This window comes from Kitasatospora sp. NPDC058162 (assembly GCF_042884005.1).
Lineage (GTDB): Bacteria > Actinomycetota > Actinomycetes > Streptomycetales > Streptomycetaceae > Kitasatospora.
In genome coordinates, this window is record NZ_JBHVUS010000003.1 from 17,729 (window position 1) to 43,581 (window position 25,853).

Sequence of the window (25,853 nt, forward strand, 5' to 3'; positions counted from 1 at the left end):
CGCTCCCCCGGTCAGCGCCGCCCGCCCCGGGCGACCAGGACCAGGCCGAGCAGGATCAGCACCACCGCCGGGTAGGCCGCCGCCGGGGGCCACTGGCCGAGCCAGAGGGCGGCGATCAGGGCCGCGCCCGGGGTCTCCAGCAGGATCGCGGTGGAGGTGATCGACGGGCCGAGGGTGCGCACCACCCGGTTGCTCAGCGAGTGCCCGAGCAGCTGCGCGGTCACCATCAGCAGCACGATCTGCCACCAGGCCCCGGCCGACCAGCCGGACAGCCGCGTCCCGGTGGCCAGGCAGATCACCAGCAGGCCGACCGCCGTGGTGGCGTAGCAGACCAGGGTGTACCCGGTGGTGCTGACGGTCTTGCGGACCTCCGCCCCCAGCAGCATGTACCCGGCTGCGGCCAGGCCCGCGGCGAGCGCGAGGCCGTCCCCGAGCAGGGCCCGCGGGGACATCGAGAGGTCGACGCCGGTCAGCACCAGCACGCCGGCGAAGGCGACGACCGTACCGAGCCAGACCATCCTCGGCGCGCGGACGCCGAACAGCCGCATCAGCAGGATCGTCCACAGCGGGGTGGTGGTCACCAGCGCGGTCGCGGAGGCCACCGAGGTCATCCGCAGGCTGGGCATCCAGAGCGCGAAGTGCACCGCGAGCAGCGCCCCGGCGGCGACCGCGAGCAGCAGCGCCCGCCGGCCGATCCCGCGCAGTTCGGCGCGGTGGCGCAGCAGCGCGTACGGGCCGAGGGCGCCGACCGACATGACGTTGCGCCAGAAGGCGATGGCCAGCGCGGGCGCGGCGGTCGCGGAGATCAGCGGGCCGGAGAAGGAGATGCCGCCGATCGACACCGCGAGCAGCAGCAGGTCGACGGTGGGCAGCGGGTGCGCGGGCCGCTGGTCGGCGGCGGTGGCAGGGGCGGGGGCGGTCGCGGGCCGGGCGGCGGGCACGGCGCTCCTTCGCTGGTCGCGGGGGCGGGGCGCTCATACGGTAAGGCCCGTGGGCCGCCAATGGAACTGTCGCCCGGGGGCTGAGACATCCGGCGGACGGGCGCGGGCCGGAAAGCCGTACGCTGTCCGCCATGGACCGCAACTCCGCCGCCCCCACCGCCGACGACTTCCTCGACCAGGCCCTGCTGGAGGAGGCCGCGAAGAAGTCCGGCCTGCTCTGGGTGCGCGCGGACGGCGAGGCGCAGTCCCGCCCGCTCTGGCACGCCTGGCACGACGGCGCGGTGGTGGTGGTCGGCGGGGGCGGCGAGCAGCCGCTGCACGGCCTGACGGCGGGCGCCGGCGCCGTGGTCACCGTGCGCAGCAAGGACAAGGGCGGCCGGCTGACCGGCTGGAGCGCCGAGGTGGTCGAGCTGGCCCCGCACGGCGAGGCCTGGCTGGGCGCCGTCGAGGAGCTCAAGGGCAAGCGGCTGAACGCGCCCGACACCGACACCATCGCCGAGCGCTGGGCCCGCGAGTGCCGGGTGCTGCGGCTGCGGCCGGTCGGCGCGCTGACCGAGCACCCGGGCGCGATGCCGGACGGCTCGCACGCCGCCCACCCGATGCCCACCCCGGCCACCACCCGCCGCCCGATCCCGGCCGGACTGCCCAAACTGCTGTTCAAGCGCCGCTAAAGGTTCACGCCGAGGACTCCTGGGACCGCTACCGTGCCTCACCGGGCCGGGCGCACGCGCCGCGGGTAGCCTAGGCCGGACGTGCGCCCAGGCGCGCACCGGACGGCGTCGAGCGAGTCGAGGGAGTTCATGGCAGGGCCAGGCAGCCGGGTCTTCATCTCCCATCTCTCCGCCATCGCGGTCTTCGACCCGAACGGCGACCAGGTCGGGCGGGTCCGGGACGTGGTCGTCTCGCTGCGCCTCGGCGGCCGCCCGCCGCTGGTGCTCGGCCTGGTGGTCGAGGTCGTCGCCCGGCGCCGGATCTTCCTGCCGATGACCAGGGTGACCAGCCTGGAGTCCGGCCAGGTGCTCACCACCGGCCTGATCAACCTGCGCCGCTTCGAGCAGCGCCCCTCCGAGACCCTGGTGCTCGCCGAGCTGCTGGACCGCACCGTCTCCTGGTCCAAGACCGGTGAGGACGTCACCGTGCTGGACGTCGGCATGGTGCAGACCCGGCTGCGCGAGTGGGAGGTCAGCAAGGTCTTCGTCCAGGTCGGCCGGGCCACCCGGCTGCGCAAGGGCAAGGGCGAACGGCTCACCCTGGACTGGCAGGACGTCACCGGCTTCGCGCTGCCCGAGCAGGACCAGGGCGCGGCCAACCTGCTCGCCACCTTCGAACAGCTGCGCCCCGCCGACCTCGCCAGCGTGATGCACCACCTGTCCGCCAAGCGCCGCGCCGAGGTGGCCGCCGCGCTGCCCGACGAGCGGCTCGCGGACGTCCTGGAGGAGCTGCCCGAGGACGACCAGGTCGAGATCATCGGCAAGCTCCAGGGCGAGCGGGCCGCCGACGTCCTGGAGGCTATGGACCCGGACGACGCCGCCGACCTGCTCTCCGAACTGCCCGGCGACGAGGCCGAACGGCTGCTCGGGCTGATGGAGCCGGAGGAGGCCGAGCCGGTCCGCCGCCTGCTCTCCTACGAGGAGGACACCGCCGGCGGTCTGATGACCACCGAGCCGATCGTCCTGGAGCCGGACGCGACGGTCGCCGAGGCGCTGGCCCGGATCCGGATCCGCGACCACAAGCCCGCGCTGGCCGCCCAGGTGTACGTCTGCCGGCCGCCGAACGAGACCCCGACCGGCAAGTACCTGGGCACGGTGCACTTCCAGCGGCTGCTGCGCGAGCCCCCGTACGTCCTGGTCGGCTCGCTGGTCGACGACGACCTGGACGCGCTGCCGCCGGACACCCCGCTGTCGCTGGTCACCAGCTACCTGGCGACGTACAACCTGGTGGCCGCGCCGGTCGTGGACGAGGCCGACCACCTGCTCGGCGCGGTGACCGTCGACGACGTGCTGGACCACCTGCTGCCCGAGGACTGGCGCGACGCCGCGCTGCACGCCGGGGACGACGACAGAGACGAGGTGCACGGTGGACGGTGACCGCAACGGACGGCCGGGCGAGTCCGCCCGCCGGCGGCTGCAGGGCGAACTGCGGGAGCTGCGCCAGCTGCGCGAACTGCGCACCCGCGAGGGCGGCGGCCGGGACCGCCTGGAGACCTCCCCCATCACCGGCTCCAACCGCACCCGGCTCGACCAGCCGCGCACCGCCCGGCCCGGCCTGCTGACCCTGCCGTCCTACGACCCCGAGGCCTTCGGCGTGCTGTCGGAGCGGATCGCCCGCTTCCTCGGCACCGGGCGGTTCATCGTCTGGATGACGGTGCTGATCGTCGTCTGGGTGCTGTGGAACACCATGCTTCCGGCGGACGCGCGCTTCGACGAGTACCCGTTCATCTTCCTCACCCTGGTGCTGTCGCTGCAGGCCTCCTACGCGGCGCCGCTGATCCTGCTGGCGCAGAACCGGCAGGACAACCGGGACCGCGTCAACATGGAGCAGGACCGGGCCCGCAGCGACCGCAACATCGCCGACACCGAGTACCTGGCCCGCGAGGTCGCGGCCCTGCGGCACGGCCTCGGCGAGGTGGCGACCCGGGACTTCATCCGTTCCGAGCTCCAGTCGCTGCTCAAGGAGATCGACGAACGGCGGGAAGCCTCCGAGTCCTTGTGACCGGCGGCACGCTACCGGCCGGTTAAGCAGTTCGCCGGGCGCCGTACCATCAAGGCATGGCCAACGAGACAGAGGTCGCGGCCGGCGTCACGGAGGACTCCGTACGCCAGGCGCTGGCGACCGTCAACGACCCGGAGATCAACCGCCCGATCACCGAGATCGGCATGGTGAAATCGGTCGGGATCGCCGAGGACGGCGCGGTGCGCGTCGCGGTCTACCTGACCGTCTCCGGCTGTCCGATGCGCGACACCATCGTCACCCGGGTCCGCGAGGCGGTCGGCAAGGTGCCCGGCGTGACCGGCGTCGAGGTCGAACTCGACGTGATGAGCGACGAGCAGCGCAAGGAGCTCTCCCAGCTGCTGCGCGGCGGCGCCCCCGAGCGGGAGATCCCGTTCGCCAAGCCGGGCACGCTGACCCGGGTCTACGCCGTCGCCTCCGGCAAGGGCGGCGTCGGCAAGTCCTCGGTGACCGTCAACCTGGCCGCGGCGATGGCCGCCGACGGGCTGAAGGTCGCCGTCGTGGACGCCGACATCTACGGCCACAGCGTGCCGCGCATGCTGGGCGTCGAGGGCCGGCCCACCCAGGTCCAGGACATGATCATGCCGCCGCAGGCGAACGGCGTGAAGGTCATCTCGATCGGCATGTTCACCCCGGGCAACGCCCCGGTGGTCTGGCGCGGCCCGATGCTGCACCGCGCGCTGCAGCAGTTCCTCGCCGACGTGTACTGGGGCGACCTGGACGTGCTGCTGCTGGACCTGCCGCCCGGCACCGGCGACATCGCGATCTCGGTGGCCCAGCTGGTCCCCAACGCGGAGATCCTGATCGTCACCACCCCGCAGATGGCCGCCGCCGAGGTGGCCGAGCGGGCCGGCACCATCGCGGTGCAGACCCACCAGAAGATCGTCGGCGTGATCGAGAACATGTCCGGCATGCCGTGCCCGCACTGCGACGAGATGATCGACGTCTTCGGCACCGGCGGCGGCCAGACCGTCGCGGACGCGCTGACCCGCACCGTCGGCGCCACCGTCCCGGTGCTCGGCTCGATCCCGATCGACGTCCGGCTGCGCGAGGGCGGCGACGACGGCCGCCCGGTCGTGCTCGCCGCCCCCGACTCCCCGGCCGGCGCCGCCCTGCGCGCCGTGGCCGGCAAGCTCGGCGGCCGCCAGCGCGGACTGTCCGGCATGTCGCTGGGGCTGACGCCCAAGAACAAGTTCTGACGCGAGCGGGCGAGTCTCCGCCCCCGAGCCGAAGGGGCGCGCCGGTGCCGAAAGGGAGAAGCGACAAGCGAGGCACGAGCGCCGGAGCGCCGACCGTCGGCACCGGGTCCGAGCGCCCCGGAGGCGAGCGGGCGACTAGCTGACGAGGGCCCGGGTGGATTCCACCCGGGCCCTCGACGTCTCCGCACGCCCTACGGCCGGGCGTAGCCGCCCAGGTCGGGCACGGTGGCGAAGCCGACGCCGTAGGCGCTGACGCCCCGGCCGAAGGCGCCCAGCAGCACGCCGGGGGCCTCGCCCGCCAGCACCCAGCCGTACTCGGACTCCCGGTAGCGGAAGGGCTGCGGCAGGCCGTTGACCGGCAGGCTCAGGGTCGACCAGCCGGGCCCGGCCAGGTCGTCGGCGAGGTCCCAGGCCAGGTTGCTCTGCTGGTCCAGCCAGTCCTGGCGCAGCGCGCGGTCCAGCTGGCCGGGCCAGGTCGCGGCGAGCAGGCCGGAGCCGGCCAGCCAGGCGGCCGAGGAGGCGGAAGTCGCCTCCAGCGTGCCGGTGTTGTCGGCGCTGCGGCGGCTGTCCCGGCGGGCCATGGTGACCACGACGGCGAACTTCCGCACGTCGCGCGGCTCGTACTGCTTGGCCGGCTCGTCGCCGTGGCCGAGGGTGCCGTAGTCGACGGTGCCGGCCGCCCCGCCGCGCGGGGTTCCGGCGCCGGCCTGCATCAGGAAGCGGCGGCCGGTCCAGCCGTCGTCCAGGCCGTACCAGGGGAAGTCGGCGGACAGGTAGGGCACCAGCGGGTCCGCCGGGCCGGCCTGTCCGCCGACCACCGGGCCGCCGGCCGTGACCGTCGCCCCTCCCGTCTGACTCGTCGCGTCCATCCCCGGGCCTCCTCAAACGCACGTGTGCCTGCCGTGGCGCGCTCCCATGGTGGCGTACCTCGGCGTTCCCGGGGGCCGTACCGGCCCCGCGCGGGCGCAGATGTGACGGACGGCTCAACGGGAACAATCAGCACAATAGCGGCGCACAGGCCGTCGCCCCGCTCAGCCGGGCGGGCCGGCGGGCGGTGGCGTCAGGTCGTGGGCGGGGCCGGGCCCGCGGTCGTCCGGTCCGGATCAGGTGGCGTCGGGGTCGAACGGGGGCCGCTCGCCGGGCTGCAGCGGGGCGCCGGTGGAGACGGGCGCCGCGGCGGCCTTGTCGAAACTCACGCTGCCCGCCCGGGAGTTCACCGGAGCGGCGGGCTTGTCGTCCAGGACGGAGCGGATGTCGAGCGAGTCCTTCATGTCCTTCAGGCCCAGCGGGTCCTGCTCGTCGCCCATGAGCTGCTTGCGGACGAAGGTCTTGGGGTTGAGGTCCTCGAACTCGAAGTCCTTGAACTCGGGCCCCAGCTCGCTGCGGATGTCCTCCTTCGCGGTGTCGGCGAAGGAACGGATCTTCCGGATGAAGCCCATGGTGTCCTGGATCAGCTTCGGCAGCTTGTCGGGGCCGAAGATGATGATCGCCATCACGATCAGGGTCAGGATCTCCAGCCCACCTACGTCGCTGAACACCTTTGCTCCCTAGCTCGTCGGACGACGGTTCCTACAGGGTAATGGCCACCGGCGGGTCCCTGGTCCACAGCGGGATGAAGCCGTGGTAAAGACCAGCCGGTGGCCGGGGCAAGCTCGGTTGTCGTTCGACTAGCGGATCTGCTGGCGCAGGGCGGCGAAGTTGCCCGGGAAGCGCTCCGGCGAGGAGGACGGCGCCGCCGCTTCGCGGGTGGCGGCCACCGGGCGGCCCGGGAAGAAGTCCACCGGGACCTCCGCGTTCATCGGGACCAGGCCGGTGCGGCCGCTGCCGCCGACCGGGCTGACCGTGGTGCCGTGCTGCTCCTCGCCCTGGGTGAGCCCGCCGACGCCGCCGAGCGTCACCGCGGCGACCGAGAAGGCGCCCGCGGCGGCGAAGACCAGCCGGCGGCCACGGGCCGCGGAGGGCCGTACGGCGGCCGCGGCGGGCTGCGGGCGGGCGGCGGTGCGGTCGGGTCGGGCGACGTCCTCCGGACGGCCGGTGCGCCGCCCCATGAGGGGTCGCAGCACCGAGCCGCGGCCGAAGGCGCGCGGGTCGACCCCGGGCACCGGGGCGTCGGCGCCGAGCGCGCCCCCGCCGAAGGAGGCTCCGGCGCCGCGGCCGAAGGAGCCGCCGGTCAGCCGGCTGCCGCCGAGCGTGCCGGTGGCGGGCACGCCGCCACCGGGGAGGTCGTCGTCGTCGCGGCCGCGGCCGCGCGGCCAGCCGGCGTCCGCCGGGGCGTCGTCCGGGAGGCTGCCGACGGCCATCAGCCGGGCCATCAGCGCGGAGGAGGGGCCGGGGGTGTCGGTGCGGGTCAGCAGGTGCTTGACGGACCGGCCCTCGTCGGCCTCGGCCTTGCACTGCGGACAGGTGGCCAGGTGGGCCAGGACCCGCTCGCGGGAGTCGTGGCCGAGTTCGCCGTCCAGGAAGGCGGACAGCCGGTCGCCGAGGTGGTGCTCCTCGGCCGCGGGTTCGGCGGGCCGTACGGGCAGCGCGCGCAGTGCCGTGTCGGCGGGCAGCGGGACGGCGGGCAGCAGGGGGTCACCGGGTTCGCCGCCCACCGGGTCCCCGGTGCCGCGTCGTCCCGGCAGTGCCCAGCTCCGCCAGGCCGAGGACCGGTCGGACGCATCCGAACGGTCCGGACCGGACCAGCTGGTTCCGCTCACGATCGCCTCCGTCCGCGCCCGCCCGGCGCAGTCGCGACCTCGGCGGCGACGCCGACCGGCACCGGCTCCTCCGAGCCGCCGCGGCGCTCGCGGCCCGGGGCCGAGCCGGGGGCGCGGTGCTTGAGGGCGGCGCGCAGGTGGGAGCGGCCGCGGTGGATGCGGCTGCGGACGGTGCCGAGCTTCACGCCCAGGGTGGCGGCGATCTCCTCGTAGGACAGGCCCTCGATGTCGCAGAGCACCACGGCGGCGCGGAACTCCGGGGCGAGGGTGTCCAGGGCCTGCTGCACGTCGGCGTCGAAGTGGGTGTCGCTGAAGTGCTGGGCCGGGCTGGGCTCGCGGGAGGCGAGCCGCTCGGCCGCGTCCTCGCCGAGCGCGTCGAAGCGGATCCGCTGGCGGCGGCGGACCATGTCCAGGAACAGGTTGGTGGTGATCCGGTGCAACCAGCCCTCGAACGTACCGGGGGTGTAGGTCGACAACGAACGGAACACCCGGACGAAGACCTCCTGGGTGAGGTCCTCGGCGTCGTGCTGGTTGCCCGTCAGGCGGTACGCGAGCCGGTAGACCCGGGCGCTGTGCGCCTCGACGATCTCCTCCCACGTGGGCGGAGTCCAGCTCTGCGAGTCGGGACCCTCGGCGAAGGTCGCGAGGACAGGGGCCTCGGCGGTACCGGCGGCCGGCAGGGCGGCGGCGGGCTGGTCCAGGTCGGAGTGCGCAGGCTGGTTCATCACGGGCTTCGGCGTACGGGCCGACGCGGTGCCGCGGGAGTGCCGCCGCACAGGGACGTCGCCCTCGGCCACACCTCCTCGGTCGGCTCTTCTGCCCAGCAGGGCCACCACCATATCCACCTCACCCGTCAAGCCTGGATAAAAGTGCCCGGGAGGTCTTGCGCACCCGGTCCTCAGTGACAACGGCCCGCCGCCGTACGCGGTTCCCGCCCGGCCAGTAACCTGTGGCAGGAAATATCGACATCCCCCGGCACCGGGCCGCCACCCGGGGCTCCGAAAGAGGCAGCCATCAGCGAGTTCGGGCCCGCGCGCGCGGCCCTCGCCGACACCTACGTGGGCGAGGACGCGGTGCTGACCTACGCCCGGGCCCAGTCCGCACGGACCGGCATACGGGCCATCGGACCGAGCGGCGGTGCCTGTCTACGGCTGCTGGCCGCCGCACTGGACGCCAAGGCGGTGGCCGAGATCGGCACCGGCACCGGCGTCTCCGGCGTCTACCTGCTGCGCGGAATGCGGCCGGACGGCGTGCTCACCACGGTCGATTCGGAGCCGGTGCGCCAGCAGCTGGCCCGCGAGGCCTACCAGGCGGCCGGGTTCGCGGCCAACCGCTCGCGGTTCATACCGGGCCGGGCCCTGGAGGTGCTGCCCCGGCTCGCCGACGGCCAGTACGACCTGGTGTTCTGCGACGGGGACCCGGCCGAGTCGCGCGAGTACCTGCTGGAGTCGCTGCGGCTGCTGCGGCCCGGCGGGATGGTCTGCTTCGAGGGGGTCTTCCAGGAGGGCCGGCTCGCCGAGCCGGAACTCCAGGACCCGCAGACCGGCGCGGTCCGGGACCTGGTGCGGGACGTGCGGGAGAGCGACGCGCTGCTGCCCGCCCTGCTGCCGGTCTCGGACGGGCTGCTCTGCGCCGTGAAGCGCTAGCCGCGGGCCGGGCCGGGTGCGGCCCGCCTCGGGTGCGGTCCGGGCCCGGAGCACGCGCGGGCCCGGGCCGACATGACGTCGTGCCCGGGCCCGGCGGTACGTCTCCAGGAGACGGCGAGCACCCGCTGCGGTCAGCCGCAGGCCTTCTTCAGGGCCTCGCCCAGGGCGTCGGCCTCGTCAGGCGTGAGCTCCACCACGAGGCGTCCGCCGCCTTCGAGCGGAACGCGCATGATGATGCCCCGCCCCTCTTTGGTGACTTCGAGCGGGCCGTCACCCGTCCGCGGCTTCATGGCCGCCATGCTCGTTCCCCTTCCTGCAACCGCTCAGCTACGCACCGGCAGTCCGTCCACCGCCGGTATCGAACGCATTGATCGGAAGCCATTATCCCGCATGCCACGGCCTGATGACCAACATCACTCTCGGTGCAACCACGGCCGGACCGGCCGCAACCACCGCAATTGGCGCGATAAGCCCTGGCGTGGCGGTGGTGGCGGCACCGCCGGAAGGTGCGATACCTCACACTCCCCACGGCGCCCCGCGCTCCGGCATCCTGGCACGACCACCCACACGACGATCGTTTAGGGAGCCCTCCCCCATGTCCGATTCCGTGCTGTACGAGCTGGACGGCGGCCTGGCCGTCATCACCATCAACCGCCCGGAGGCGATGAACGCCCTGGACGTGGCCACCAAGGTCGCGCTGCGCGACGCCGTGACCGAGGCGGCCGGGGACGCGGCCGTGCGCGCGGTGCTGCTGACCGGGGCGGGCGAGCGGGCGTTCTGCGTCGGGCAGGACCTGAACGAGCACCTGGCACTGCTCAAGCGGTTCGAGGAGACCGGCGAAGGCGCGCTGCGGACCGTCGCCGAGCACTACAACCCGCTGACCCGGGCACTGGCCGGCATGCGCAAGCCGACCGTCGCCGCGGTCGGCGGGGTGGCGGCCGGCGCGGGCGCCTCGCTCGCCTTCGCCTGCGACTTCCGGATCCTGTCCGACCGGGCCGGCTTCAACACCGCCTTCGCCGGGATCGGCCTGACCGCCGACTCCGGCGCGTCCTGGACGCTGCCCCGGCTGGTCGGGCACGCCAAGGCCACCGAGCTGCTGATGCTGCCCCGGACGGTCAAGTCCGCCGAGGCGATGGAGCTGGGCCTGGCCACCAAGGTCGTGCCGGCCGACGAACTCGCCGCCACCGCACGGGTCTTCGCCCGCGAGCTGGCCGAGGGCCCGACGGTCGCCTACGGCGCCATCAAGGCCTCGCTGGCCTACGGCGCCTCGCACTCGCTGGACGAACTGCTCGACAAGGAGGACGAGCTGCAGACCCTGGCCGGGGAGAGCGAGGACCACCGGATCGCGGTGCGCGCCTTCATCGCCAAGGAGAAGCCGAAGTACGTCGGCCGCTAGGGCTGCTGGCGCTTCTTCCGACCGCCGGTGCGGACGTGGCAGTCCGCCAGGTGGTCGTCGACCAGGCCGCAGGCCTGCATCAGGGCGTAGGCGGTGGTCGGGCCGACGAAGCGGAAGCCCGCCTTCTTCAGCGCCTTCGCCAGTGCCGTCGACTCGGGGGTGACGGCCGGCACCTCGCTCAGCGTGCGGGGCGCCGGTCGGTCCGGGTCGGCGGCGAACTGCCAGATCAGCGCGTCCAGGCCGCCGTCCAGGTCGCGGGCGACCCGGGCGTTGGCGATCGCCGCGTCGATCTTGGCGCGGTTGCGGATGATGCCGGCGTCGGCGAGCAGCCGCTCCTTGTCGGCCTCGCCGAACTCGGCGACCTTGCCGATCTCGAAGCCGGCGAACGCGGCGCGGAAGCCCTCCCGGCGGCGCAGGATGGTCAGCCAGGACAGGCCGGACTGGAAGGCCTCCAGGCAGACCCGTTCGAACAGGGCGTCGTCGCCGTGCACCGGCCGGCCCCACTCGGTGTCGTGGTAGACGCGGTAGTCGTCGGTGGACTCGCCCCAGCCGCAGCGGAGCAGGCCGTCCGCGCCGAGCACCGCACCGCCGGTCGCCTCGGTCACTGGTCCTTCACCGGCTTCGCGTCCTCGGGGGCCGGTGCGTCGGCGGGCGCGCCGCCCGGCCGGACCACCTGGGCGAAGGCCTCCAGGCCGGGCAGCGGCTCGGCGGCCGGGTCCGGGGCGGTGGTGGCCTCGACCGCGCCGCGCAGGTGGGCGGCGGCCTCGAGTTCGGCGATCCGCGAGTCGCGGTAGGCGAGTTCGGCTCCGAGGCGGTCCAGGACGTCGTCCACCTCGTCCATCCGGTAGCCGCGCACGGCCATCGGCAGGCGCAGCTCGTCGACGTCCGTCTTGCTCAGCGGGCGGTCCTGCGGCAGCCGCGCGGCGATGCGGTCCGGCACCGCCTCCGGCATCGAGCCGCCCCCACCGAGCGCAACCAGCGCGGCGCCGCCGACCACCACGGCCATGGCGACCACGATCACCCAGAACACGAGCTGTCCTCCCGAACTCCCGGTCGGCCTCCTCCGAGGGGCCAGGGAACCGGGCTGATCATGACAGCATGGTCCCTAGTGAGGCCGGGGGCCATCATCGCACCCGCAGCAGCTGTGGAGGAGACATCGGTGGCACTGCGCCTGGGACCGCGCGAATTCGGTGACGACGAGCTGGTGATCATGGCGATCGTGAACCGGACCCCGGACTCGTTCTTCGACAAGGGGGCGACCTTCGCCGACGAGGCCGCGTTCGCCGCCGCCGACCGCGCGATGGCGCAGGGCGCGGCGATCCTGGACATCGGCGGGGTCAAGGCCGGCCCGGGCGACGAGGTCACGGTCGAGGAGGAGCTGCGGCGCACCGTGCCGTTCGTGGCCGAGCTGCGCAAGCGCCACCCCGAGGCGGTGATCAGCGTGGACACCTGGCGGCACGAGGTCGGCGAGGCGGTCTGCGAGGTGGGCGCGGACCTGCTGAACGACGCCTGGGGCGGGGTGGACCCGAAGCTCGCCGAGGTGGCCGCCCGATACAACGCCGGGCTGGTCTGCACCCACGCGGGCGGCGCCGAGCCGCGCACCCGGCCGCACCGGACCGGGTACGAGGACGTGATGGCGGACATCCTGCGGGTCACCGTCGGGCTGGCCGAGCGGGCGGTGGAGCTGGGCGTCCGCCGGGACGCGGTGATCATCGACCCGGGGCACGACTTCGGCAAGAACACCCGGCACTCGCTGGAGGCCACCCGGCGGCTGCCGGAGATGACCGCGACCGGCTTCCCGGTGCTGGTGTCCCTCTCCAACAAGGACTTCGTCGGCGAGACCCTGGACCGGCCGGTGAACGAGCGGCTGCTCGGCACCCTGGCCACCACGGCGGTCTCGGCCTGGCTGGGCGCCCGGGTCTACCGGGTGCACCAGGTCGAGGAGACCCGCCAGGTGCTGGACATGGTCGCCTCGATCCGGGGCACCCGCCCCCCGGCGGTCGCCCGCCGGGGGCTGGCCTGAGAAACCCCAAGCGCCGCTAGATCTCGTTCGCGGGTCGGCGGGCGTCGGCGAGGATCTTCAGGACCTCGTCGATCTCGTCGGTGATGTGGAACAGCTCCAGGTCGCGCGGGGCCGCCTTGCCCTGCGCGACCAGGGTGTTCTTCAGCCACTCGTAGAGGCCGCCCCAGTAGGCGCTGCCGTAGAGGATCACCGGGAAGCGGGTGACCTTCTTCGTCTGCACCAGGGTGAGCGCCTCGAACAGCTCGTCCAGCGTGCCGAGGCCGCCGGGCAGCACCACGAAGCCCTGGGCGTACTTCACGAACATCGTCTTGCGGACGAAGAAGTAACGGAAGTTCAACCCGAGGTCGACGAACTCGTTGAGCCCCTGCTCGAAGGGGAGCTCGATGCCGAGCCCGACGCTGAGGCCGCCGGCCTCCGTGGCGCCGCGGTTGGCGGCCTCCATCGCGCCCGGGCCGCCGCCGGTGATCACCGCGTAGCCGGCCTCGGCGAGGGCCCGGCCGATGGCCACCCCGGCCTCGTACTCGGGCGAGTCGGCCGGCGTCCGGGCCGAGCCGAACACGCTGATCGCGGGCGGGAGTTCGGCGAGGGCGCCGAAGCCCTCGACGAACTCGGAGGTGATCCGCAGCACCCGCCAGGGATCGGTGTGCAGCCAGTCGGTGGGGCCCGTGGTGTCCAGCAGGCGCTGGTCCGTGGTGCTGGTTCCGACCTGGTCCCGGCGTACGAGCACCGGGCCCTTCTGCTTCTCGGGCCAGGCCTTCTTCTTCCGCGGCACGCCGACCTGCTCGGGGCCGTGTCCGTACTGCTTGTCGTCTCCTGTGCCTGTCATGACGAAACCCTACGCCGACCTCCCCCCGATTTCAGGCAACGGGGGAAGGTCGGTTGGGCAACCGGAAGGTGGCGTTCGACCGGCCTGCGGATCGACCGCGAACGCTTTCGATTCAGCTGGTCAGCCAGGCCCGCAGGCGGTCCTCGGTCTCGGCGATGGCGGTCAGCGAGCAGTGCTCGTCCCGCTTGTGGGCGAAGTTCGGGTCGCCGGGGCCGTAGTTGACCGCCGGGACGCCGAGCGCGCTGAACCGGGCGACGTCGGTCCAGCCGAACTTGGCCCGGGCCTGGCCGCCGGTGGCCGCCAGGAAGGCCTGCGCGGCCGGCTGGGACAGGCCGGGGAGGGCGCCGGGGGCGAAGTCGGTCACGGTCAGCTCGAAGCCGTCGAAGACCTCGCGGACGTGCTTCTCCGCCTCGGCTTCGCTGCGGTCCGGCGCGTAGCGGAAGTTGATCGTGACGACGCACTCGTCCGGGATCACGTTGCCGGCCACGCCGCCGTCGATCCGCACCGCGTTGAGGCCCTCGCGGTACTCCAGGCCGTCGATCTCCACCCGGCGCGGCTCGTAGGTCGCCAGCCGGGTGAGCACCTCGGCGGCGTGGTGGATGGCGTTGTCGCCGAGCCAGCTGCGGGCCGCGTGGGCGCGCACGCCGCTGAGCCGGATCTGGGCCCGCAGGGTGCCCTGGCAGCCGCCCTCGACCATGGCGCCGCTGGGCTCCATCAGCACCGCGAAGTCGGCGGCCAGCCAGTCCGGGCGGTCCTTGGCGAGGTGGCCGAGGCCGTTGCGGTGGGCCTCCACCTCCTCGCAGTCGTAGAACACGTAGGTGAGGTCGCGGTTGGGCTCGGGCAGGGTGGCGGCGAGCCGCAGCGCCACGGCCACGCCGGACTTCATGTCCGAGGTGCCGCAGCCGTAGAGCAGGTCGCCGTCGACGTAGGAGGGCAGGTTGTCGGCGATCGGCACGGTGTCCAGGTGGCCGGCCAGCACGACGCGCTCGGCGCGGCCCAGGTTCGTCCGGGCAACCACGTTGTTGCCGTAGCGGTCCACGGTCAGGTGCGGGTAGCCGCGCAGGGCGGCCTCGACGGCGTCGGCGAGTGCCTGCTCGTCGCCGCTCACCGAGGGGAAGTCGACGAGCCGGGCGGTCAGCGCCCCACCGTCGATGGTCAGGTCCAAGGGCGTCGGGTTCGGGCTGCTCATGGCGTCAGCCTAGTGCCGTCGCTTGTGCACTCCGTGTGGTCGTTCTGTGACATGGAACGCCTCCGGTTCGGCAACCGGATTGCGCCGCACATCCGTCCGAGTGGGTACGGTGTCGGATCAAGAAGGCGGGCGCGAGAGGGGCGACGGTGGCCAGGAGAAGGAACAGCGAGGAGCTGGGCGACGAGCTGGGCGACGAAGTGGCGCCCCGCCGTCGCGGTCCGGTCCGCGCGCTGTTGCTCGTGCTGGTCGGGCTGCTCGGCCTGGCGATGGTCGCGGGCCTGGCGGTGGTCGGGATCTGGTGGTTCGGCTTCCGGCAGGGCGCCACGGAGGAGTGCACCGTGAAGACCGCGGCCGGCAGCGGCACGCTGGAGCTGCCGCAGGCCGCCAACGCGGCGACGATCGCCGCGGTGGCGCGGGCGCGGAACCTGCCCGACCGGGCGACGGCGATCTCGCTGGCGACCGCGATGCAGGAGTCCAAGCTGCGCAACCTGGCCGGCGGCGACCGGGACTCGATCGGCCTGTTCCAGCAGCGGCCCTCGATGGGCTGGGGCACCCCGGAGCAGATCGCGGACCCGGTGTACGCCACCAACAAGTTCCTGGACGGCCTGGTCAAGGTGCCCGGCTACACCCGGCTGCCGCTGACCGACGCGGCCCAGGCGGTGCAGAAGAGCGGCTACCCGCAGGCGTACGCCAAGCACGAGACCAAGGCGACCCTGCTCACCTCGGCGCTGGCCGGCCGCGAGCCCGCCTCGTTCAGCTGCGTGGTGAAGGACTACGCCAAGCCGGACCCGGCGGACGCGCCCTCCCCGACGGCCGGCGCCTCGGCCACCCCGGCCGCGCAGCCGGACCGCACCCAGGTGCTGTCGGACCGGGTGCGCCGGGAGTTCGGCCGCACCGTCACCCCGGCCACCGGCTACACCTCGACGATCAAGGGCGCGGAGAACGCCGTCGCGCTGACCCCGGACCCGGCCGCCGCCGCGCTGACCACCTCGGCGGACGCCGGGGGCGACGCCGGGGCGTCCGCGGAGCGGGCCAGCGGCTGGGAGGTGGCCCACTGGGCGGTCGCCCAGGCCCAGCAGCTGGGCATCGCGACGGTCGCCTACGACGGGAAGATCTGGCGCAAGACCGAGTCGGAGGACGGCTGGCAGACCCAGACCTCGGGGACGTCGACCAAGCTCGTCCAGGTCACCCTGGCCCCGTACGGGAAGAGCTGACGCACTCATGTTCGGGTAGCCGCCGGACGGGTGATTGCGGTCAACCCCGGTGGACCGCCCGCCCGCCCCGGCGGCCCCCGATGGAGAACCGTCACTTCCCTTGCCCCGGGCCGGTCCGACGGCCTCCCGCGGATCGGGGACGGGCCTCCGCTGCGGTCGTACGATCCGATGGTCGGTCAGGCACTTTCCTTGCACCGGCCGAAACCTTCTGGCTTCTCAAGCGGTAACAACGTCGTCCGCCAGGTCCCGTCCGCACCCGGATCGTCCACCCGGCGGACGGGACGGACCCAGACCCCTTCGAGGAGCCTCATGTCTCACTCCCTCACGCGCCGGATCGCCCAGGCCGCGCTCGTCGTGGCGGCCGGAGCGACCCCGCTGGTCGCGGCCGGCTCCGCGTCCGCCCTGGGCGGGGACGCCCTTCTTCCCAAGAGCGACCTCGCGGCGCCGCTGGGACAGCTGACCAACACCGACACCGGTTCGACCCTGCAGCACACCACCCACCAGCTCGGACAGGCGGCCGGCACCACCGGTGCCGCCACCGTCGCCGCGGGCGTACCGGCCTCCGCCGACGCCGCCGGGAACATCGTCGCCCACCAGCTCCCCGAGGCGAACGAGAAGGCCAGCTCGCTGACCGCCCCGGTGGACCAGACCGCCGCCACCACCGGCCAGCTCTCCGCCGTCACCCCGAAGGTCGCCTCGGCGCTGGCGGGCAAGCTCGGCGAGGCCGTCACCGGCAAGGGCATGGGCACCCGCAGCGCCAACGCCGACACCAGCCCGGTCGGCGGCCTCGGCCAGGCGGGCGCCCTCGCTCACGCGGTTCCCGGTGCCGACAAGCTCTCCAGCGCCGTCCCCAGCACCAACGCCGTCACCGACGCGCTGCCGACCAGCGCCGTGGAGCGCGCCCTGCCGCTCGGCTCGGTCGAGCACGCGCTGCCCGGCGGCCTGCCCGCCACCGACGTCCTCGGCCTCGCGGAGCACGGCTCGGCCAACCGCCTCGGCGGCGCCGACCTCGGCCCGAACAACCCGCTCTCCGGCCTCACCGGCGCGCTCGGCCCGGTCGGCGGCCTGCTGAACGGCGTGAACGGCGGCAGCATCAGCGGCCTGCCGCTGTAGGACCGCCGTCGGTCCGCTCGTCGGTCCGCAGTCGGCCGCGGCGACCCAGCCGAGGCCCGCACACGCAGGAGGGGCCGGTGTTCCGTTTCGGAACACCGGCCCCTCCGTCGTACCGTCAGCGCGCCGCGGTCAGCCGCTCCACGGCCGCGGCGACCCGCTCGTCGGTCGCGGTGAACGCGACCCGCACGAAGTTGCCGCCGGACGGCCCGTAGAAGTCACCGGGCGCCACCAGGATGCCCAGCCCGGCCAGTTCGGCCACGGTCTCCCAGCACGGGCGGTCCTGGGTCGCCCACAGGTACAGGCTCGCCTCGGAGTGCTCGACCCGGAAGCCGTACGCCTCCAGCGCCGCGCGCAGCGCCGAACGCCGGGCCGCGTAGCGGTCCCGCTGCTCGGCCACGTGCGCGTCGTCCGCGAGCGCCGCGATCGTCGCCGCCTGGACGGGCGCAGGCACGATCATGCCGCCGTGCTTGCGCACCCCCAGCAGCTCCCCGACCACGACCGGGTCGCCCGCCACGAAGGACGCGCGGTAGCCGGCCAGGTTGGAGCGCTTGGAGAGCGAGTGGACGGCCAGCAGGCCCTCATGGTCGCCACCGCAGACGTCCGGGTGCAGGACGGAGACCGGCTCGGCCTCCCAGCCCAGCTCGAAGTAGCACTCGTCGCTGACCAGCAGCACCCGGTGCTCCCGGGCCCACTCGACGGCGCGGCGCAGCTCGGCCGCGCCGAGCACCCGGCCGGTCGGGTTGGACGGCGAGTTCACCCAGAGCAGGCGCACCCGGGAGCCGTCCAGCTCGTCCACCGAGTCGTACTCGACCGGCTCGGCGCCGCACAGCCGTGCGCCCACCTCGTAGGTCGGGTAGGCCAGTCGCGGGTAGGCGACCTGGTCGCCCGGGCCGAGGCCGAGCTGGGTCGGCAGCGAGGCCACCAGCTCCTTGGAGCCGACGGTCGGCAGGACGGCCCGCGGGCCGACCACGGCGCCGCAGCGGCGGTTCAGCCAGCCGGCGATCGCCTCGCGCAGCTCCAGCGGGCCCCAGACGGTCGGGTAGCCCGGCGTGTCGGTGTGGGCCGCCAGCGCCTTCTGGATCAGCTCGGGGACCGGGTCGACGGGGGTGCCGACGGAGAAGTCGCAGAGGCCACCGGGGTGGGCGACGGCGGTGGCCTTGTAGGGCTCCAGCTTGTCCCAGGGGAACACCGGGAGCCGGTCGGAAACGCGGCGCGCCGCCCCCGGGTGGCCCGGGAACGGCGCGCGCGTGCTGTTGGTGTTCACAGCTCAGTAGCCACCGATCGTCAGTGGTCGGCGTTCTGCGGCGGCAGCGCGGCGATGAACGGGTGGTCCCGCTCGATCAGGCCGAGCTTGGAGGCGCCGCCGGGCGAGCCCAGGTCGTCGAAGAACTCGACGTTCGCCTTGTAGTAGTCCTTCCACTCCTCCGGAGTGTCGTCCTCGTAGAAGATCGCCTCGACCGGGCAGACCGGCTCGCAAGCGCCGCAGTCGACACACTCATCCGGGTGGATGTAGAGGGAACGCTGGCCCTCGTAGATGCAGTCAACCGGGCACTCTTCGATGCACGCCTTGTCCTTCACGTCGACACAAGGCTGCGCGATGACGTAGGTCACGCTGTCGTTCCTCCTCGGAAGGGCCTGGCGGCCCGTTCTGTTCTGCTGCCGTGCGCGGTGAGCGCGGCGTCGTCGATGCCCGCCCCTAGTATCGCGGGTCGGAGCAGGCAAATGCACAGGAGGTGGCCGGATCATGACCCGAGACCAGCTGGAACGCCGTCCGGAAGTCCGGATAGATCGCTCTGACGTGGGACTTCGGGTCTCCGTGCGACGCCTCTCCGAGTTCGTGGACGACCGTCCGGTGTTCCGCGATGTGATCGGCGTGCTCACATCGTGGGACGATCACGGGTTGACGGTCGAGCCCCGCTCGGGCGGACCGGTCGCCTTCCCGGAGAAGCTGCTGGTCGCGGGCAAGGTCGTGCCGCTGTTCCCGGCCCGGCGCGCGCCGCTGCCCGCCGCCACGCCGGTCGAGCTGCAGCGGACCGCCGGGCGCGGCTGGCCCGGGGTCGAGCAGGAGGCGCTCGGCGAGTGGACGCTGCGCGCGGCCGCCGGGTTCACCCAGCGCGCCAACTCCGTCCAGGCGCTCGGCGACCCGGGCCGGCCGCTGCCGGCCGCCCTGACCGCCGTCCGGGACTGGTACGCGGCGCGCGGGCTGCCCGCCCTGGTCGAGGTGGTCACCCCCGGGACGGACGATCGGCTCCGGCCGCTGCTCGGCCCGCCGCGCTCCCCCACCCAGGTGCGCACCGCCCCGCTGGCCGCGGTGGCCCGGGCCGGCGCCGGGCACGACCGCGTACGGCTCGCCCGGACCGCGGACGACGCCTGGCTGTCGCTGTACGGGAAGCTGAGCGAGGACCCGGCGGTGCGCGCGGCGGCCCGGCAGGTGCTGCACGGCGGCCCCTCGGTCTGGTTCGCCACCGCGCCCGGCGCCCCCGGGCAGCCCCCGCTTGCGATCGGACGCTGCGTCATCGACGGCCCGTGGGCCTGCTTCGGCGCGATCGAGGTGCAGCCGTACGCCCGGCGGGCCGGGCTGGCGACCGCGGTCATGGCGGTGCTCGCCGCCCGCGCGGCGGAGGAGGGGGCGAGCGGCGCGTACTTGCAGGTCGAGGCGGAGAACGACGGTGCGCGGGCGCTCTATGACGGACTCGGCTTCACGACCAGTCACACTTACCACTACGCACTCCTTCCGCAGGAGTAGCCGCCCGACCGTTCCATCCTGGTATGTCCGCTTGTCCGTCCGTCGTACGAAGGCCGTCGCCGTCACCGTGACCGAGCAGAGCAGAGACCGCTTCCGGACCGCCGCCCGCGCCGAGCAGCCCGACCCAGTGCTGCTCTGCCTGCTCGCCGCCGCCGAGCACGTCCCGGTCCTCGACCCGGGCGATCCGGGCGAACCGCCCGGCGTGGACACCCTGCTGGCCGCCTGCGAGGCCGCGCTCGACCGGCACGCGGCGGCCGTCCGGCTCGCCGTGGCCGAACGCTCGCCGTCCGGACCGGAGGAGACCGCCGCGCTGCTCGCCGCCGTGCTCGGCGGGCGGGAGCGCTTCCACGGACGCCAGTCCGACTACCGGCGGCTGGAGTCCTCACTGCTGCCCGACGTGCTGCGGCGCCGGCGCGGACTGCCGATCATGCTCTCGCTGGTGTGGACGGCCGTCGGCCGCCGGGCCGGTCTCACCGTGCACGGCATCGCCCTGCCCGGCCACTTCATCGTCGCGGTCGGCGGCCCGGGCGGCGGCGAGGAATACGTCCTCGCCGACCCCTTCCACGGCGGGCGGCTGCTCGACCCGGCCGACGTCGAACACCTGATCGCCGCCTCCGGACACGACTTCACCCCCGCGCTGCTCACCCCCGCCCAGCCGCTGGACATCGTGCTCCGGGTGCTCGGCAACATCCGGGCCTGGGCCGCCGACCGGCCCGAACAGGCCCGCACCCAGCTGTGGGCCACCGAACTCGCCCTGCTGCTCCCCCGGCACCCGGCCCAGCTCCGCCTGGAACGGGCCGAACTCCTGGTCCGGATGGGCGACTTCCTCGGCGGCGCGGCGGAGATGGACGACTACGCGCGGATCCTGGACGCCTACGACCCGGACGCCGCCGCCAAGGTCCGCCAGGAGGCCCGGGCAGCCCGCCACCGGCTGAACTAGCCGTTCAGAGCCAGCCCTTCTCGCGGGCGACCCGGACCGCCTCGGTGCGGTTGCGGGCCTCGGTCTTCTGGATCGCCATCGAGAGGTAGTTGCGGACCGTCCCCTCCGAGAGGTGCAGCCGCTTGGCGATGTCCGCGTTCACCGCGCCGTCCGCGGCCGCGCCCAGCACGTCCCGCTCGCGCGCGGTCAGCGGATTGGCGCCCTCGGCCAGCGCGGCCGCCGCCAGCACCGGGTCGATGACCCGCTCGCCGCGCAGCACCCGGCGGATCGCCTCGGCCAGCTCGGACGCGGGCGCGTCCTTCACCAGGAAGGCGTCCGCACCGGACTCCATCGCCCGGCGCAGGTAGCCGGGGCGGCCGAAGGTCGTCGCGATGACCACCCGCGTCCCCGGCGCCCGGCGGCGCAGTTCGGCGGCCGCCTCGATGCCCGTCATGCCCGGCATCTCGATGTCCAGCACGGCGACCTGCACGTCGTTCGCCAGCGCCGCCGCCACCACCTCGTCCCCGCGGCCGACCTGCGCCACGACGTCGATGTCCCCCTCCAGCCCGAGCAGCGCCGCCAGCGCCTCCCGGACCATCCCCTGGTCCTCGGCGAGCAGCACGCGGATCCCGGGGCCGTTCTCTGCAGTACCCATGGCCATGACCTTAGAGGGAAAGGGGCTTGAGTCTCCGGCAGGGGGAGACCCCACAGTGGTCCCCATGGACGGCAGCGAAACGCTCTACTCGATCGGCGACCTCTCCCGGCGCACCGGACTCACCGTCAAGGCCATCCGGTTCTACGCCGACACCGGGCTCGTCCCGCCCACCGACCGCACCACCGCCGGCTACCGCCGCTACGACATCCACGCCCTCGCCCGGCTGGACCTGGTCCGTACCCTGCGCGAACTCGGGCTCGACCTGCCCGCGATCCGCCGGGTGCTGGAGCGCCAGGCCCCGCTGCACGAGGTCGTCGCGGCGCACGCGGAAGCCCTGGAGGTGCAGATCAGCACTCTGCGACTGCGCCGGGCCGTCCTGCTCGCGGTCGCCCAACGTTCGTCCACCCCGGAGGAGATGACACTCATGCACAAGCTCGCCCGACTGTCCGACACCGAACGCCGCCGGCTCGTCCACGACTTCATCGACGAGACCTTCGGCGGCCTGGACGCCAACCCCGAGTTCGTCGAGATGCTGCGCTCGGCGATGCCCGAACTGCCGGACGAGCCGCGGCCGGAGCAGGTCGAGGCCTGGGTCGAGCTGGGCGAACTCGTCCAGGACCCGGACTTCCGGGCGGCGGTGCGGCGGATGGCCGAGCACCAGGCCGTCGAACGGGCGGACGGCGACAAGGGCGGGCTGCACGCGGCACTGACCGAGACCGTACGGACGGTGGTCGGCGCGGCCCTGGCCGAGGGCATCGCGCCCTCCTCCCCGGCCGCCGGCCCCGTCCTGGACACCCTCACCGCCGCCTACGCCGAGACCTTCGAGCGCCCCGACGACCCCGCCCTCCGCTCCTGGCTGCTGGAGCGCCTCACCACCGCCGACGACCCGCGCGCCGAGCGCTACTGGCAGCTGCTGGCCGTCATCAACGGCTGGCCGGTGCCGGAGGGCCTGCGCGAGGTATTCGGCTGGCTCACCGAGGCCCTGCGCAGCACACTGGCCGGATGCTGACCCTGGAGCCGCTGCGCCCCGACCACGCCGACGCCGTGCTGGCCTTCGAACTCGCCAACCGCGCCTGGTTCGCCCGGACCGTGCCCGACCGCGGTGACGCCTACTTCACCGCGACCGGGTTCGCCGGCCGGCACGCCGCCCTGCTCGCCGAACAGGCGGCGGGCGTCTGCCGGTTCCACCTCGTCCTGGACGCGGACGGCACGCTGGTCGGCCGGCTCAATCTGATGGACCTCGTGGACGGCGGCGCCGAACTCGGCTACCGCGTCACCGAGTCCGCGGCGGGCCGGGGCGTCGCCACCGCCGCCGTCGCCCTGGCCCGCCGGGTCGCCGCCCGCGACTACGGCCTGCGCTCGCTGACGGCCGCCACCACCCTCGACAACCCGGCCTCGGCGGCCGTCCTCACCCGCAACGGGTTCACGGCCACCGGGGAGTGCCTCCTCGACGGCCGTCCCGGCGTCCGCTACCACCGCGACCTGGACGGCGCCTGACCCCAGTGCCCTAGGAGACCTTCGAGGACCCGGAGGTCGGCGCGGGCACCGTCCGCAGCGGCACCGAGGCCCGCAGCCGGAAGCCCTTGCCGCGCTCCCCCGGGCCGGTCTCCAGGTGCCCGCCGACCAGGGCGAGGCGCTCCTCCAGGCCGGAGAGCCCGTTCCCCGGCTGGGACTTGCCCGGGCCGGGCCCGTTGTCGGTGATCTCCAGGACGGCGTACCGCTCGCCGCCGCCCTCCCAGCTCTCGTCCGCCGTCACGGTGCAGACGGTGGCGCCCTCGCCGTGCCGGACGATGTTGGTGACGGCCTCGCGCAGCGCCCAGGCGAGCGCGCCCGCCTCCTCGTCGGCCAGCGACGGCCAGGCGTCCACCAGCTCCGGCGCGGCCTCCAGCCGGACCTGCGCGGCGGACAGGGCGGTGCGGGCGGCGGCGAGTTCGACCGGCAGGGTGGGACGGCGGAAGCCGGTCACGGCCTCCCGCACGTCGATCAGCGACTGCCGGGCGACCTGCTCGATCTCGGCGACCTGCGCCCGCGCCGCCTCGTCCTTGCCCGCGTCCATGAACCGGCCGGCCAGCTCGCTCTTCAGGGTGATCAGCGAGAGCGAGTGCCCGAGCAGGTCGTGCAGGTCGCGGGCGAGCCGCAGCCGCTCCTCGGAGGCGGCCAGGTGGGCGACGGCGGCCCGGGCCTCGCGCAGTTCCTTCATGGTGGCGACCAGCCGCTGCAGGCCGGTCATCGCGACGCCGGAGAGGAAGGCGCTGAGGGCGAAGGTGGTGGTGTTGTCGGTGTCGGCGTGGGTCACCAGGCCGGTTCCGGCGGTCAGCGCGCCCATGGCGACCAGGAAGCGCAGCGCGTGCTTCGGCGGGGTGATCACCGCGAGGCACACCGAGGCGTAGATGAACATGGTCAGGAACGCGCCGCCGAGCACCGCGGAGGCGGCCACGGCGAGCACGGTCATCGTCCCGACGATCACCTGGCAGGCCCGCGGCTTCATGCCCGCCTGCGAGCGGAAGATCACCAGCAGGACGTAGGCGACCACGAAGACCGCCAGGCAGATCCAGCCGAACACCTGCTCCGCCGCGCTGTGGCCGCCGTTCAGCAGGTTGCCCGCCGGGTAGAGCAGGTAGGTCATCCACAGCAGCATCCAGGCGACCTTGATGGTCATCTGGCGCCGGGTCTCCACCGGGGCGCCGGGGACGTTCATGAAGGAGGGGCGCGCCGGGCCGGCCTCGAGCGGTTCATCGGGGTGCCTGGTCCGGCGCGCGTCAGTCATGTCGATCATCATGCCTGGCGGGTGTCACGGCGGTACAGCACCGCTGCACCCGCCGCGAACACCGCGAAGAAGGCGGCCAGTCCGGCGACCGCGACCAGGTCCAGGGAATGCCCGGGCTGGGTGAAGGTGGCCAGCTTGTTGTACAGGAACACCGGGTTGAAGCGGGCGAACTTCTCCAGCGAGCCGCTCACCGGGAACCAGGTGCCGCCGAGCAGCGCCATCGCCATGTAGGTGATCATCACGATCGGCTGCACCGCGTCCGGCGCCGCCGCGTAGCCCAGCGCCACCCCCAGCGCGGCGAACACGAAGCTGCCCAGCCAGAGCGCGGCCACCAGCCCGATCCACTGCGGCACGCTCAGCGAGACGCCCTGGGCCGCCCCGACCGCGAAGACCACCAGGATCGCCGGCAGCGTGGTCACCGCGGTCGCCGCGATCTTGCCGACGGTGTACGCCCGGCCCGGCAGCGCGGTCAGCCGCAGCTGGCGCGTCCAGCCGCTCTTGCGCTCCAGCGAGATCCGCTGCGCGCTGCCGGTGAGCACCGCGCCGACCGCGCCGAAGGTGGCCATCGACACCATGAAGTAGGTCTTCACGGGCAGGCCGCCAGCCTGGTTGCCGGAGCCGTAGGCGTTGATGAAGAAGACGTACATCAGCGCCGGGTAGAGGACGGTGAAGAACAGGTAGCGCCGGTTGCGCAGGGTCCGCAGGATCTCCAGCTTGATCAGGGTGGTCATCGCACGCTCTCCTTCTCGGCGTCGGCCCGGCGGTCCAGCTCGCCCGTGATGGTCAGGAAGGCCTGCTCCAGGCCGACCCCGGTGACCTCCAGCCCGCGCGGGTACAGGCCCGCCCGGTAGATCCCGGCGACGCCGGCGTCGGCGTCCGCGGTCCGGATCCGCACCGTCCGCACTCCGGGGACGCGGGCGGTGACGTCCAGCGACTGCACGCCCGGCAGGGAGCGCAGCACGGCCTCGTCGAACTCGCCGTCCACGTCGTGGAGTTCGAAGGCGATCCGGCGGGCCCCGGCGCGCGCCTTGATCTCGGCGGAGCTGCCGTCGGCGATCAGCCGGCCCCGGTGCAGCACCAGGACCCGGTCGGCGATCGAGTCCGCCTCCTCCAGGTAGTGGGTGGCGAACAGCACCGTGCGCCCGGCGTCGGCCTGCGCGCGGATACTGGCCCAGAACGCCTGCCGGACGCTGACGTCCATGCCGGTGGTGGGCTCGTCCAGCACGATCAGGTCGCTGTCGCCGGCGACCGCCAGGGCGAAGCGGACCCGCTGCTCCTGGCCGCCGGACAGCTTGTCCACCCGGCGCTCGGCGATCTCCCCGACCCCTGCGTCGGCCAGCACCTCCGCGACCGACCGGCCGCGCGGGTGGACCTTGCAGGCGAGCTCGACCAGCTCGCGGACCTTGACGTCGGTCATCAGCCCGCCGCTCTGCAGCATCGCGCCGACCCGGCCGTCCGCGATCGCCGCCCGCGGGGTGCCGCCGAACAGCGTGACGCTGCCCCGGTCGGGTTCGCGCAGGCCGAGCAGCAGGTCCAGGCTGGTGGACTTCCCGGCGCCGTTCGGGCCGAGCAGGGCGACGGTCTCGCCCGGCCGCAGCACGAGGTCCAGCCCCTCCACGGCGCGCACCCGCCCGTAGCTCTTGCCGACGCCGCGGAAGGCGGCCACCTCGGTAACCATCGCCCGGCTCCTCTCCCTGGTGGTGTTCCGTGCGGAGCCGTCCGCACCACCTCAGGGTCCCGCCCGGGCCGGGGCCGGCGGCAGTGCCGGCCGTCGTGCCTTCGGTATGACG

Annotated in this window: 29 protein-coding genes; 13 read left to right on the forward strand and 16 right to left on the reverse strand. The window is 73.8% G+C overall.

Annotated elements, in window-relative coordinates; translation table 11 throughout:
- Positions 1 to 11: 11 nt before the first annotated feature.
- A complete protein-coding gene (locus ACFVXG_RS06490; RefSeq protein ID WP_387924931.1) occupies positions 12 to 941 on the reverse strand; it encodes a DMT family transporter in 930 nt (309 codons plus the stop codon).
- Positions 942 to 1,072: 131 nt separating this feature from the next.
- Here ACFVXG_RS06490 and ACFVXG_RS06495 point away from each other — a divergent pair, with 131 nt between their 5' ends.
- The 4 genes from ACFVXG_RS06495 (at position 1,073) to ACFVXG_RS06510 (ending at position 4,870) form a co-directional block, all read left to right on the forward strand.
- Entirely contained in the window at positions 1,073 to 1,612 is a 540-nt protein-coding gene (locus ACFVXG_RS06495; protein WP_387924933.1) for a hypothetical protein, read from the forward strand.
- Positions 1,613 to 1,741: 129 nt separating this feature from the next.
- The gene (locus ACFVXG_RS06500; RefSeq protein ID WP_387924934.1) at positions 1,742 to 3,028 is read left to right on the forward strand and encodes a magnesium transporter MgtE N-terminal domain-containing protein; all 1,287 of its coding nucleotides are present in this window, start codon (positions 1,742 to 1,744) and stop codon (positions 3,026 to 3,028) included.
- Between the two features lie 76 nt (positions 3,029 to 3,104).
- On the forward strand, positions 3,105 to 3,653 hold the full coding sequence (locus tag ACFVXG_RS06505; protein WP_387925735.1) for a DUF1003 domain-containing protein: 549 nt from the start codon (positions 3,105 to 3,107) through the stop codon (positions 3,651 to 3,653).
- 56 nt (positions 3,654 to 3,709) lie between these two features.
- The gene (locus tag ACFVXG_RS06510; protein WP_387924935.1) at positions 3,710 to 4,870 is read left to right on the forward strand and encodes an Mrp/NBP35 family ATP-binding protein; all 1,161 of its coding nucleotides are present in this window, start codon (positions 3,710 to 3,712) and stop codon (positions 4,868 to 4,870) included.
- A gap of 191 nt (positions 4,871 to 5,061) precedes the next feature.
- On the opposite strand, the gene ACFVXG_RS06515 is transcribed toward ACFVXG_RS06510, so the two are convergent.
- The 4 genes from ACFVXG_RS06515 to sigE form a co-directional block, all read right to left on the reverse strand.
- On the reverse strand, positions 5,062 to 5,739 hold the full coding sequence (locus ACFVXG_RS06515) for a hypothetical protein (RefSeq protein WP_387924937.1): 678 nt from the start codon (positions 5,737 to 5,739) through the stop codon (positions 5,062 to 5,064).
- Positions 5,740 to 5,973: 234 nt separating this feature from the next.
- A complete protein-coding gene (locus ACFVXG_RS06520; RefSeq protein WP_387924939.1) occupies positions 5,974 to 6,408 on the reverse strand; it encodes a sec-independent translocase in 435 nt (144 codons plus the stop codon).
- 129 nt (positions 6,409 to 6,537) lie between these two features.
- On the reverse strand, positions 6,538 to 7,569 hold the full coding sequence (locus tag ACFVXG_RS06525) for an anti-sigma factor family protein (RefSeq protein WP_387924941.1): 1,032 nt from the start codon (positions 7,567 to 7,569) through the stop codon (positions 6,538 to 6,540).
- On the reverse strand, positions 7,566 to 8,294 hold the full coding sequence (gene sigE, locus ACFVXG_RS06530; protein ID WP_387925736.1) for an RNA polymerase sigma factor SigE: 729 nt from the start codon (positions 8,292 to 8,294) through the stop codon (positions 7,566 to 7,568). Before sigE ends, ACFVXG_RS06525 begins: the two co-directional genes overlap by 4 nt.
- 288 nt (positions 8,295 to 8,582) lie before the next feature.
- Here sigE and ACFVXG_RS06535 point away from each other — a divergent pair, with 288 nt between their 5' ends.
- Positions 8,583 to 9,215, forward strand: coding sequence for an O-methyltransferase (locus ACFVXG_RS06535; RefSeq protein WP_030287423.1), 633 nt, complete (start codon positions 8,583 to 8,585; stop codon positions 9,213 to 9,215).
- A gap of 131 nt (positions 9,216 to 9,346) precedes the next feature.
- Here the strand turns inward: ACFVXG_RS06535 and ACFVXG_RS06540 are convergent, their stop codons facing one another.
- Positions 9,347 to 9,514 carry a DUF3117 domain-containing protein gene (locus tag ACFVXG_RS06540; RefSeq protein WP_014137929.1) on the reverse strand — a complete coding sequence of 56 codons (168 nt, stop codon included), beginning with the start codon at positions 9,512 to 9,514 and terminating at the stop codon, positions 9,347 to 9,349.
- 296 nt (positions 9,515 to 9,810) lie between these two features.
- Here ACFVXG_RS06540 and ACFVXG_RS06545 point away from each other — a divergent pair, with 296 nt between their 5' ends.
- Positions 9,811 to 10,611 carry an enoyl-CoA hydratase-related protein gene (locus ACFVXG_RS06545; protein WP_387924942.1) on the forward strand — a complete coding sequence of 267 codons (801 nt, stop codon included), beginning with the start codon at positions 9,811 to 9,813 and terminating at the stop codon, positions 10,609 to 10,611.
- On the opposite strand, the gene ACFVXG_RS06550 is transcribed toward ACFVXG_RS06545, so the two are convergent.
- Both ACFVXG_RS06550 and ACFVXG_RS06555 read right to left on the reverse strand, forming a co-directional pair.
- Complete coding sequence (locus ACFVXG_RS06550; RefSeq protein ID WP_387924944.1) at positions 10,608 to 11,216, reverse strand: DNA-3-methyladenine glycosylase I; 609 nt, start codon at positions 11,214 to 11,216, stop codon at positions 10,608 to 10,610. The genes ACFVXG_RS06545 and ACFVXG_RS06550 overlap by 4 nt on opposite strands.
- On the reverse strand, positions 11,213 to 11,641 hold the full coding sequence (locus ACFVXG_RS06555; RefSeq protein WP_387924945.1) for a DivIVA domain-containing protein: 429 nt from the start codon (positions 11,639 to 11,641) through the stop codon (positions 11,213 to 11,215). The genes ACFVXG_RS06550 and ACFVXG_RS06555 overlap by 4 nt, the downstream gene beginning before the upstream one ends.
- A gap of 180 nt (positions 11,642 to 11,821) precedes the next feature.
- On the opposite strand from ACFVXG_RS06555, the gene folP reads away from it, so the two are divergent.
- Positions 11,822 to 12,634: a dihydropteroate synthase gene (gene folP / locus ACFVXG_RS06560; RefSeq protein WP_387925738.1), complete on the forward strand. Its 813-nt coding sequence runs from the start codon at positions 11,822 to 11,824 to the stop codon at positions 12,632 to 12,634.
- A 16-nt stretch (positions 12,635 to 12,650) separates the two neighbouring features.
- Here folP and ACFVXG_RS06565 read toward each other — a convergent pair whose 3' ends face one another.
- Both ACFVXG_RS06565 and dapE read right to left on the reverse strand, forming a co-directional pair.
- Positions 12,651 to 13,460 carry a TIGR00730 family Rossman fold protein gene (locus ACFVXG_RS06565; protein WP_387924947.1) on the reverse strand — a complete coding sequence of 270 codons (810 nt, stop codon included), beginning with the start codon at positions 13,458 to 13,460 and terminating at the stop codon, positions 12,651 to 12,653.
- 112 nt (positions 13,461 to 13,572) lie between these two features.
- On the reverse strand, positions 13,573 to 14,649 hold the full coding sequence (gene dapE, locus ACFVXG_RS06570) for a succinyl-diaminopimelate desuccinylase (RefSeq protein ID WP_387924949.1): 1,077 nt from the start codon (positions 14,647 to 14,649) through the stop codon (positions 13,573 to 13,575).
- 146 nt (positions 14,650 to 14,795) lie between these two features.
- On the opposite strand from dapE, the gene ACFVXG_RS06575 reads away from it, so the two are divergent.
- Entirely contained in the window at positions 14,796 to 15,863 is a 1,068-nt protein-coding gene (locus ACFVXG_RS06575; RefSeq protein ID WP_387924950.1) for a hypothetical protein, read from the forward strand.
- Positions 15,864 to 16,172: 309 nt separating this feature from the next.
- On the forward strand, positions 16,173 to 16,976 hold the full coding sequence (locus ACFVXG_RS06580; RefSeq protein ID WP_387924952.1) for a hypothetical protein: 804 nt from the start codon (positions 16,173 to 16,175) through the stop codon (positions 16,974 to 16,976).
- A 115-nt stretch (positions 16,977 to 17,091) separates the two neighbouring features.
- Here ACFVXG_RS06580 and dapC read toward each other — a convergent pair whose 3' ends face one another.
- Entirely contained in the window at positions 17,092 to 18,240 is a 1,149-nt protein-coding gene (gene dapC / locus ACFVXG_RS06585) for a succinyldiaminopimelate transaminase (RefSeq protein ID WP_387924954.1), read from the reverse strand.
- Positions 18,241 to 18,260: 20 nt separating this feature from the next.
- Complete coding sequence (fdxA, locus tag ACFVXG_RS06590) at positions 18,261 to 18,587, reverse strand: ferredoxin (RefSeq protein ID WP_030287402.1); 327 nt, start codon at positions 18,585 to 18,587, stop codon at positions 18,261 to 18,263.
- Between the two features lie 133 nt (positions 18,588 to 18,720).
- Between fdxA and ACFVXG_RS06595 the strand changes: the two genes are divergently transcribed.
- Both ACFVXG_RS06595 and ACFVXG_RS06600 read left to right on the forward strand, forming a co-directional pair.
- Entirely contained in the window at positions 18,721 to 19,722 is a 1,002-nt protein-coding gene (locus ACFVXG_RS06595; protein ID WP_387924956.1) for a GNAT family N-acetyltransferase, read from the forward strand.
- A 31-nt stretch (positions 19,723 to 19,753) separates the two neighbouring features.
- Entirely contained in the window at positions 19,754 to 20,662 is a 909-nt protein-coding gene (locus ACFVXG_RS06600) for a transglutaminase family protein (RefSeq protein WP_387924958.1), read from the forward strand.
- Positions 20,663 to 20,666: 4 nt separating this feature from the next.
- Here the strand turns inward: ACFVXG_RS06600 and ACFVXG_RS06605 are convergent, their stop codons facing one another.
- Positions 20,667 to 21,296 (reverse strand): response regulator, encoded by a 630-nt coding sequence (locus ACFVXG_RS06605; RefSeq protein WP_387924960.1) that lies wholly within the window; start codon positions 21,294 to 21,296, stop codon positions 20,667 to 20,669.
- A gap of 64 nt (positions 21,297 to 21,360) precedes the next feature.
- Here ACFVXG_RS06605 and ACFVXG_RS06610 point away from each other — a divergent pair, with 64 nt between their 5' ends.
- Positions 21,361 to 22,305, forward strand: coding sequence for a MerR family transcriptional regulator (locus ACFVXG_RS06610; RefSeq protein WP_387924962.1), 945 nt, complete (start codon positions 21,361 to 21,363; stop codon positions 22,303 to 22,305).
- On the forward strand, positions 22,299 to 22,793 hold the full coding sequence (locus ACFVXG_RS06615; RefSeq protein WP_387924964.1) for a GNAT family N-acetyltransferase: 495 nt from the start codon (positions 22,299 to 22,301) through the stop codon (positions 22,791 to 22,793). Before ACFVXG_RS06610 ends, ACFVXG_RS06615 begins: the two co-directional genes overlap by 7 nt.
- A gap of 10 nt (positions 22,794 to 22,803) precedes the next feature.
- Here the strand turns inward: ACFVXG_RS06615 and ACFVXG_RS06620 are convergent, their stop codons facing one another.
- The 3 genes from ACFVXG_RS06620 to ACFVXG_RS06630 are packed head-to-tail and all read right to left on the reverse strand — an operon-like array spanning position 22,804 to position 25,741.
- The gene (locus ACFVXG_RS06620; RefSeq protein ID WP_387924966.1) at positions 22,804 to 24,063 is read right to left on the reverse strand and encodes a sensor histidine kinase; all 1,260 of its coding nucleotides are present in this window, start codon (positions 24,061 to 24,063) and stop codon (positions 22,804 to 22,806) included.
- A gap of 8 nt (positions 24,064 to 24,071) precedes the next feature.
- Complete coding sequence (locus ACFVXG_RS06625) at positions 24,072 to 24,794, reverse strand: ABC transporter permease (RefSeq protein WP_387924967.1); 723 nt, start codon at positions 24,792 to 24,794, stop codon at positions 24,072 to 24,074.
- Positions 24,791 to 25,741, reverse strand: a complete 951-nt coding sequence (locus ACFVXG_RS06630) for an ABC transporter ATP-binding protein (RefSeq protein WP_387924969.1) — start codon at positions 25,739 to 25,741, stop codon at positions 24,791 to 24,793. The genes ACFVXG_RS06625 and ACFVXG_RS06630 overlap by 4 nt, the downstream gene beginning before the upstream one ends.
- Between the last annotated feature and the right edge of the window lie 112 nt (positions 25,742 to 25,853).

Excerpts from the sequence above, each read along its gene's own strand:
- folP (WP_387925738.1), top strand. The coding sequence starts at position 11,822 with ATGGCGATCGTGAACCGGACCCCGGACTCGTTCTTCGACAAGGGGGCG.
- ACFVXG_RS06615 (WP_387924964.1), top strand. The coding sequence starts at position 22,299 with ATGCTGACCCTGGAGCCGCTGCGCCCCGACCACGCCGACGCCGTGCTG.
- ACFVXG_RS06510 (WP_387924935.1), top strand. The coding sequence starts at position 3,710 with ATGGCCAACGAGACAGAGGTCGCGGCCGGCGTCACGGAGGACTCCGTA.
- ACFVXG_RS06620 (WP_387924966.1), bottom strand. The coding sequence starts at position 24,063 with ATGACTGACGCGCGCCGGACCAGGCACCCCGATGAACCGCTCGAGGCC.
- sigE (WP_387925736.1), bottom strand. The coding sequence starts at position 8,294 with ATGAACCAGCCTGCGCACTCCGACCTGGACCAGCCCGCCGCCGCCCTG.
- ACFVXG_RS06580 (WP_387924952.1), top strand. The coding sequence starts at position 16,173 with ATGTCTCACTCCCTCACGCGCCGGATCGCCCAGGCCGCGCTCGTCGTG.
- ACFVXG_RS06630 (WP_387924969.1), bottom strand. The coding sequence starts at position 25,741 with ATGGTTACCGAGGTGGCCGCCTTCCGCGGCGTCGGCAAGAGCTACGGG.
- ACFVXG_RS06605 (WP_387924960.1), bottom strand. The coding sequence starts at position 21,296 with ATGGGTACTGCAGAGAACGGCCCCGGGATCCGCGTGCTGCTCGCCGAG.
- ACFVXG_RS06545 (WP_387924942.1), top strand. The coding sequence starts at position 9,811 with ATGTCCGATTCCGTGCTGTACGAGCTGGACGGCGGCCTGGCCGTCATC.
- ACFVXG_RS06595 (WP_387924956.1), top strand. The coding sequence starts at position 18,721 with ATGACCCGAGACCAGCTGGAACGCCGTCCGGAAGTCCGGATAGATCGC.
- ACFVXG_RS06610 (WP_387924962.1), top strand. The coding sequence starts at position 21,361 with ATGGACGGCAGCGAAACGCTCTACTCGATCGGCGACCTCTCCCGGCGC.
- ACFVXG_RS06565 (WP_387924947.1), bottom strand. The coding sequence starts at position 13,460 with ATGACAGGCACAGGAGACGACAAGCAGTACGGACACGGCCCCGAGCAG.
- ACFVXG_RS06500 (WP_387924934.1), top strand. The coding sequence starts at position 1,742 with ATGGCAGGGCCAGGCAGCCGGGTCTTCATCTCCCATCTCTCCGCCATC.
- ACFVXG_RS06515 (WP_387924937.1), bottom strand. The coding sequence starts at position 5,739 with ATGGACGCGACGAGTCAGACGGGAGGGGCGACGGTCACGGCCGGCGGC.
- ACFVXG_RS06495 (WP_387924933.1), top strand. The coding sequence starts at position 1,073 with ATGGACCGCAACTCCGCCGCCCCCACCGCCGACGACTTCCTCGACCAG.
- dapE (WP_387924949.1), bottom strand. The coding sequence starts at position 14,649 with ATGAGCAGCCCGAACCCGACGCCCTTGGACCTGACCATCGACGGTGGG.
- ACFVXG_RS06625 (WP_387924967.1), bottom strand. The coding sequence starts at position 24,794 with ATGACCACCCTGATCAAGCTGGAGATCCTGCGGACCCTGCGCAACCGG.
- ACFVXG_RS06540 (WP_014137929.1), bottom strand. The coding sequence starts at position 9,514 with ATGGCGGCCATGAAGCCGCGGACGGGTGACGGCCCGCTCGAAGTCACC.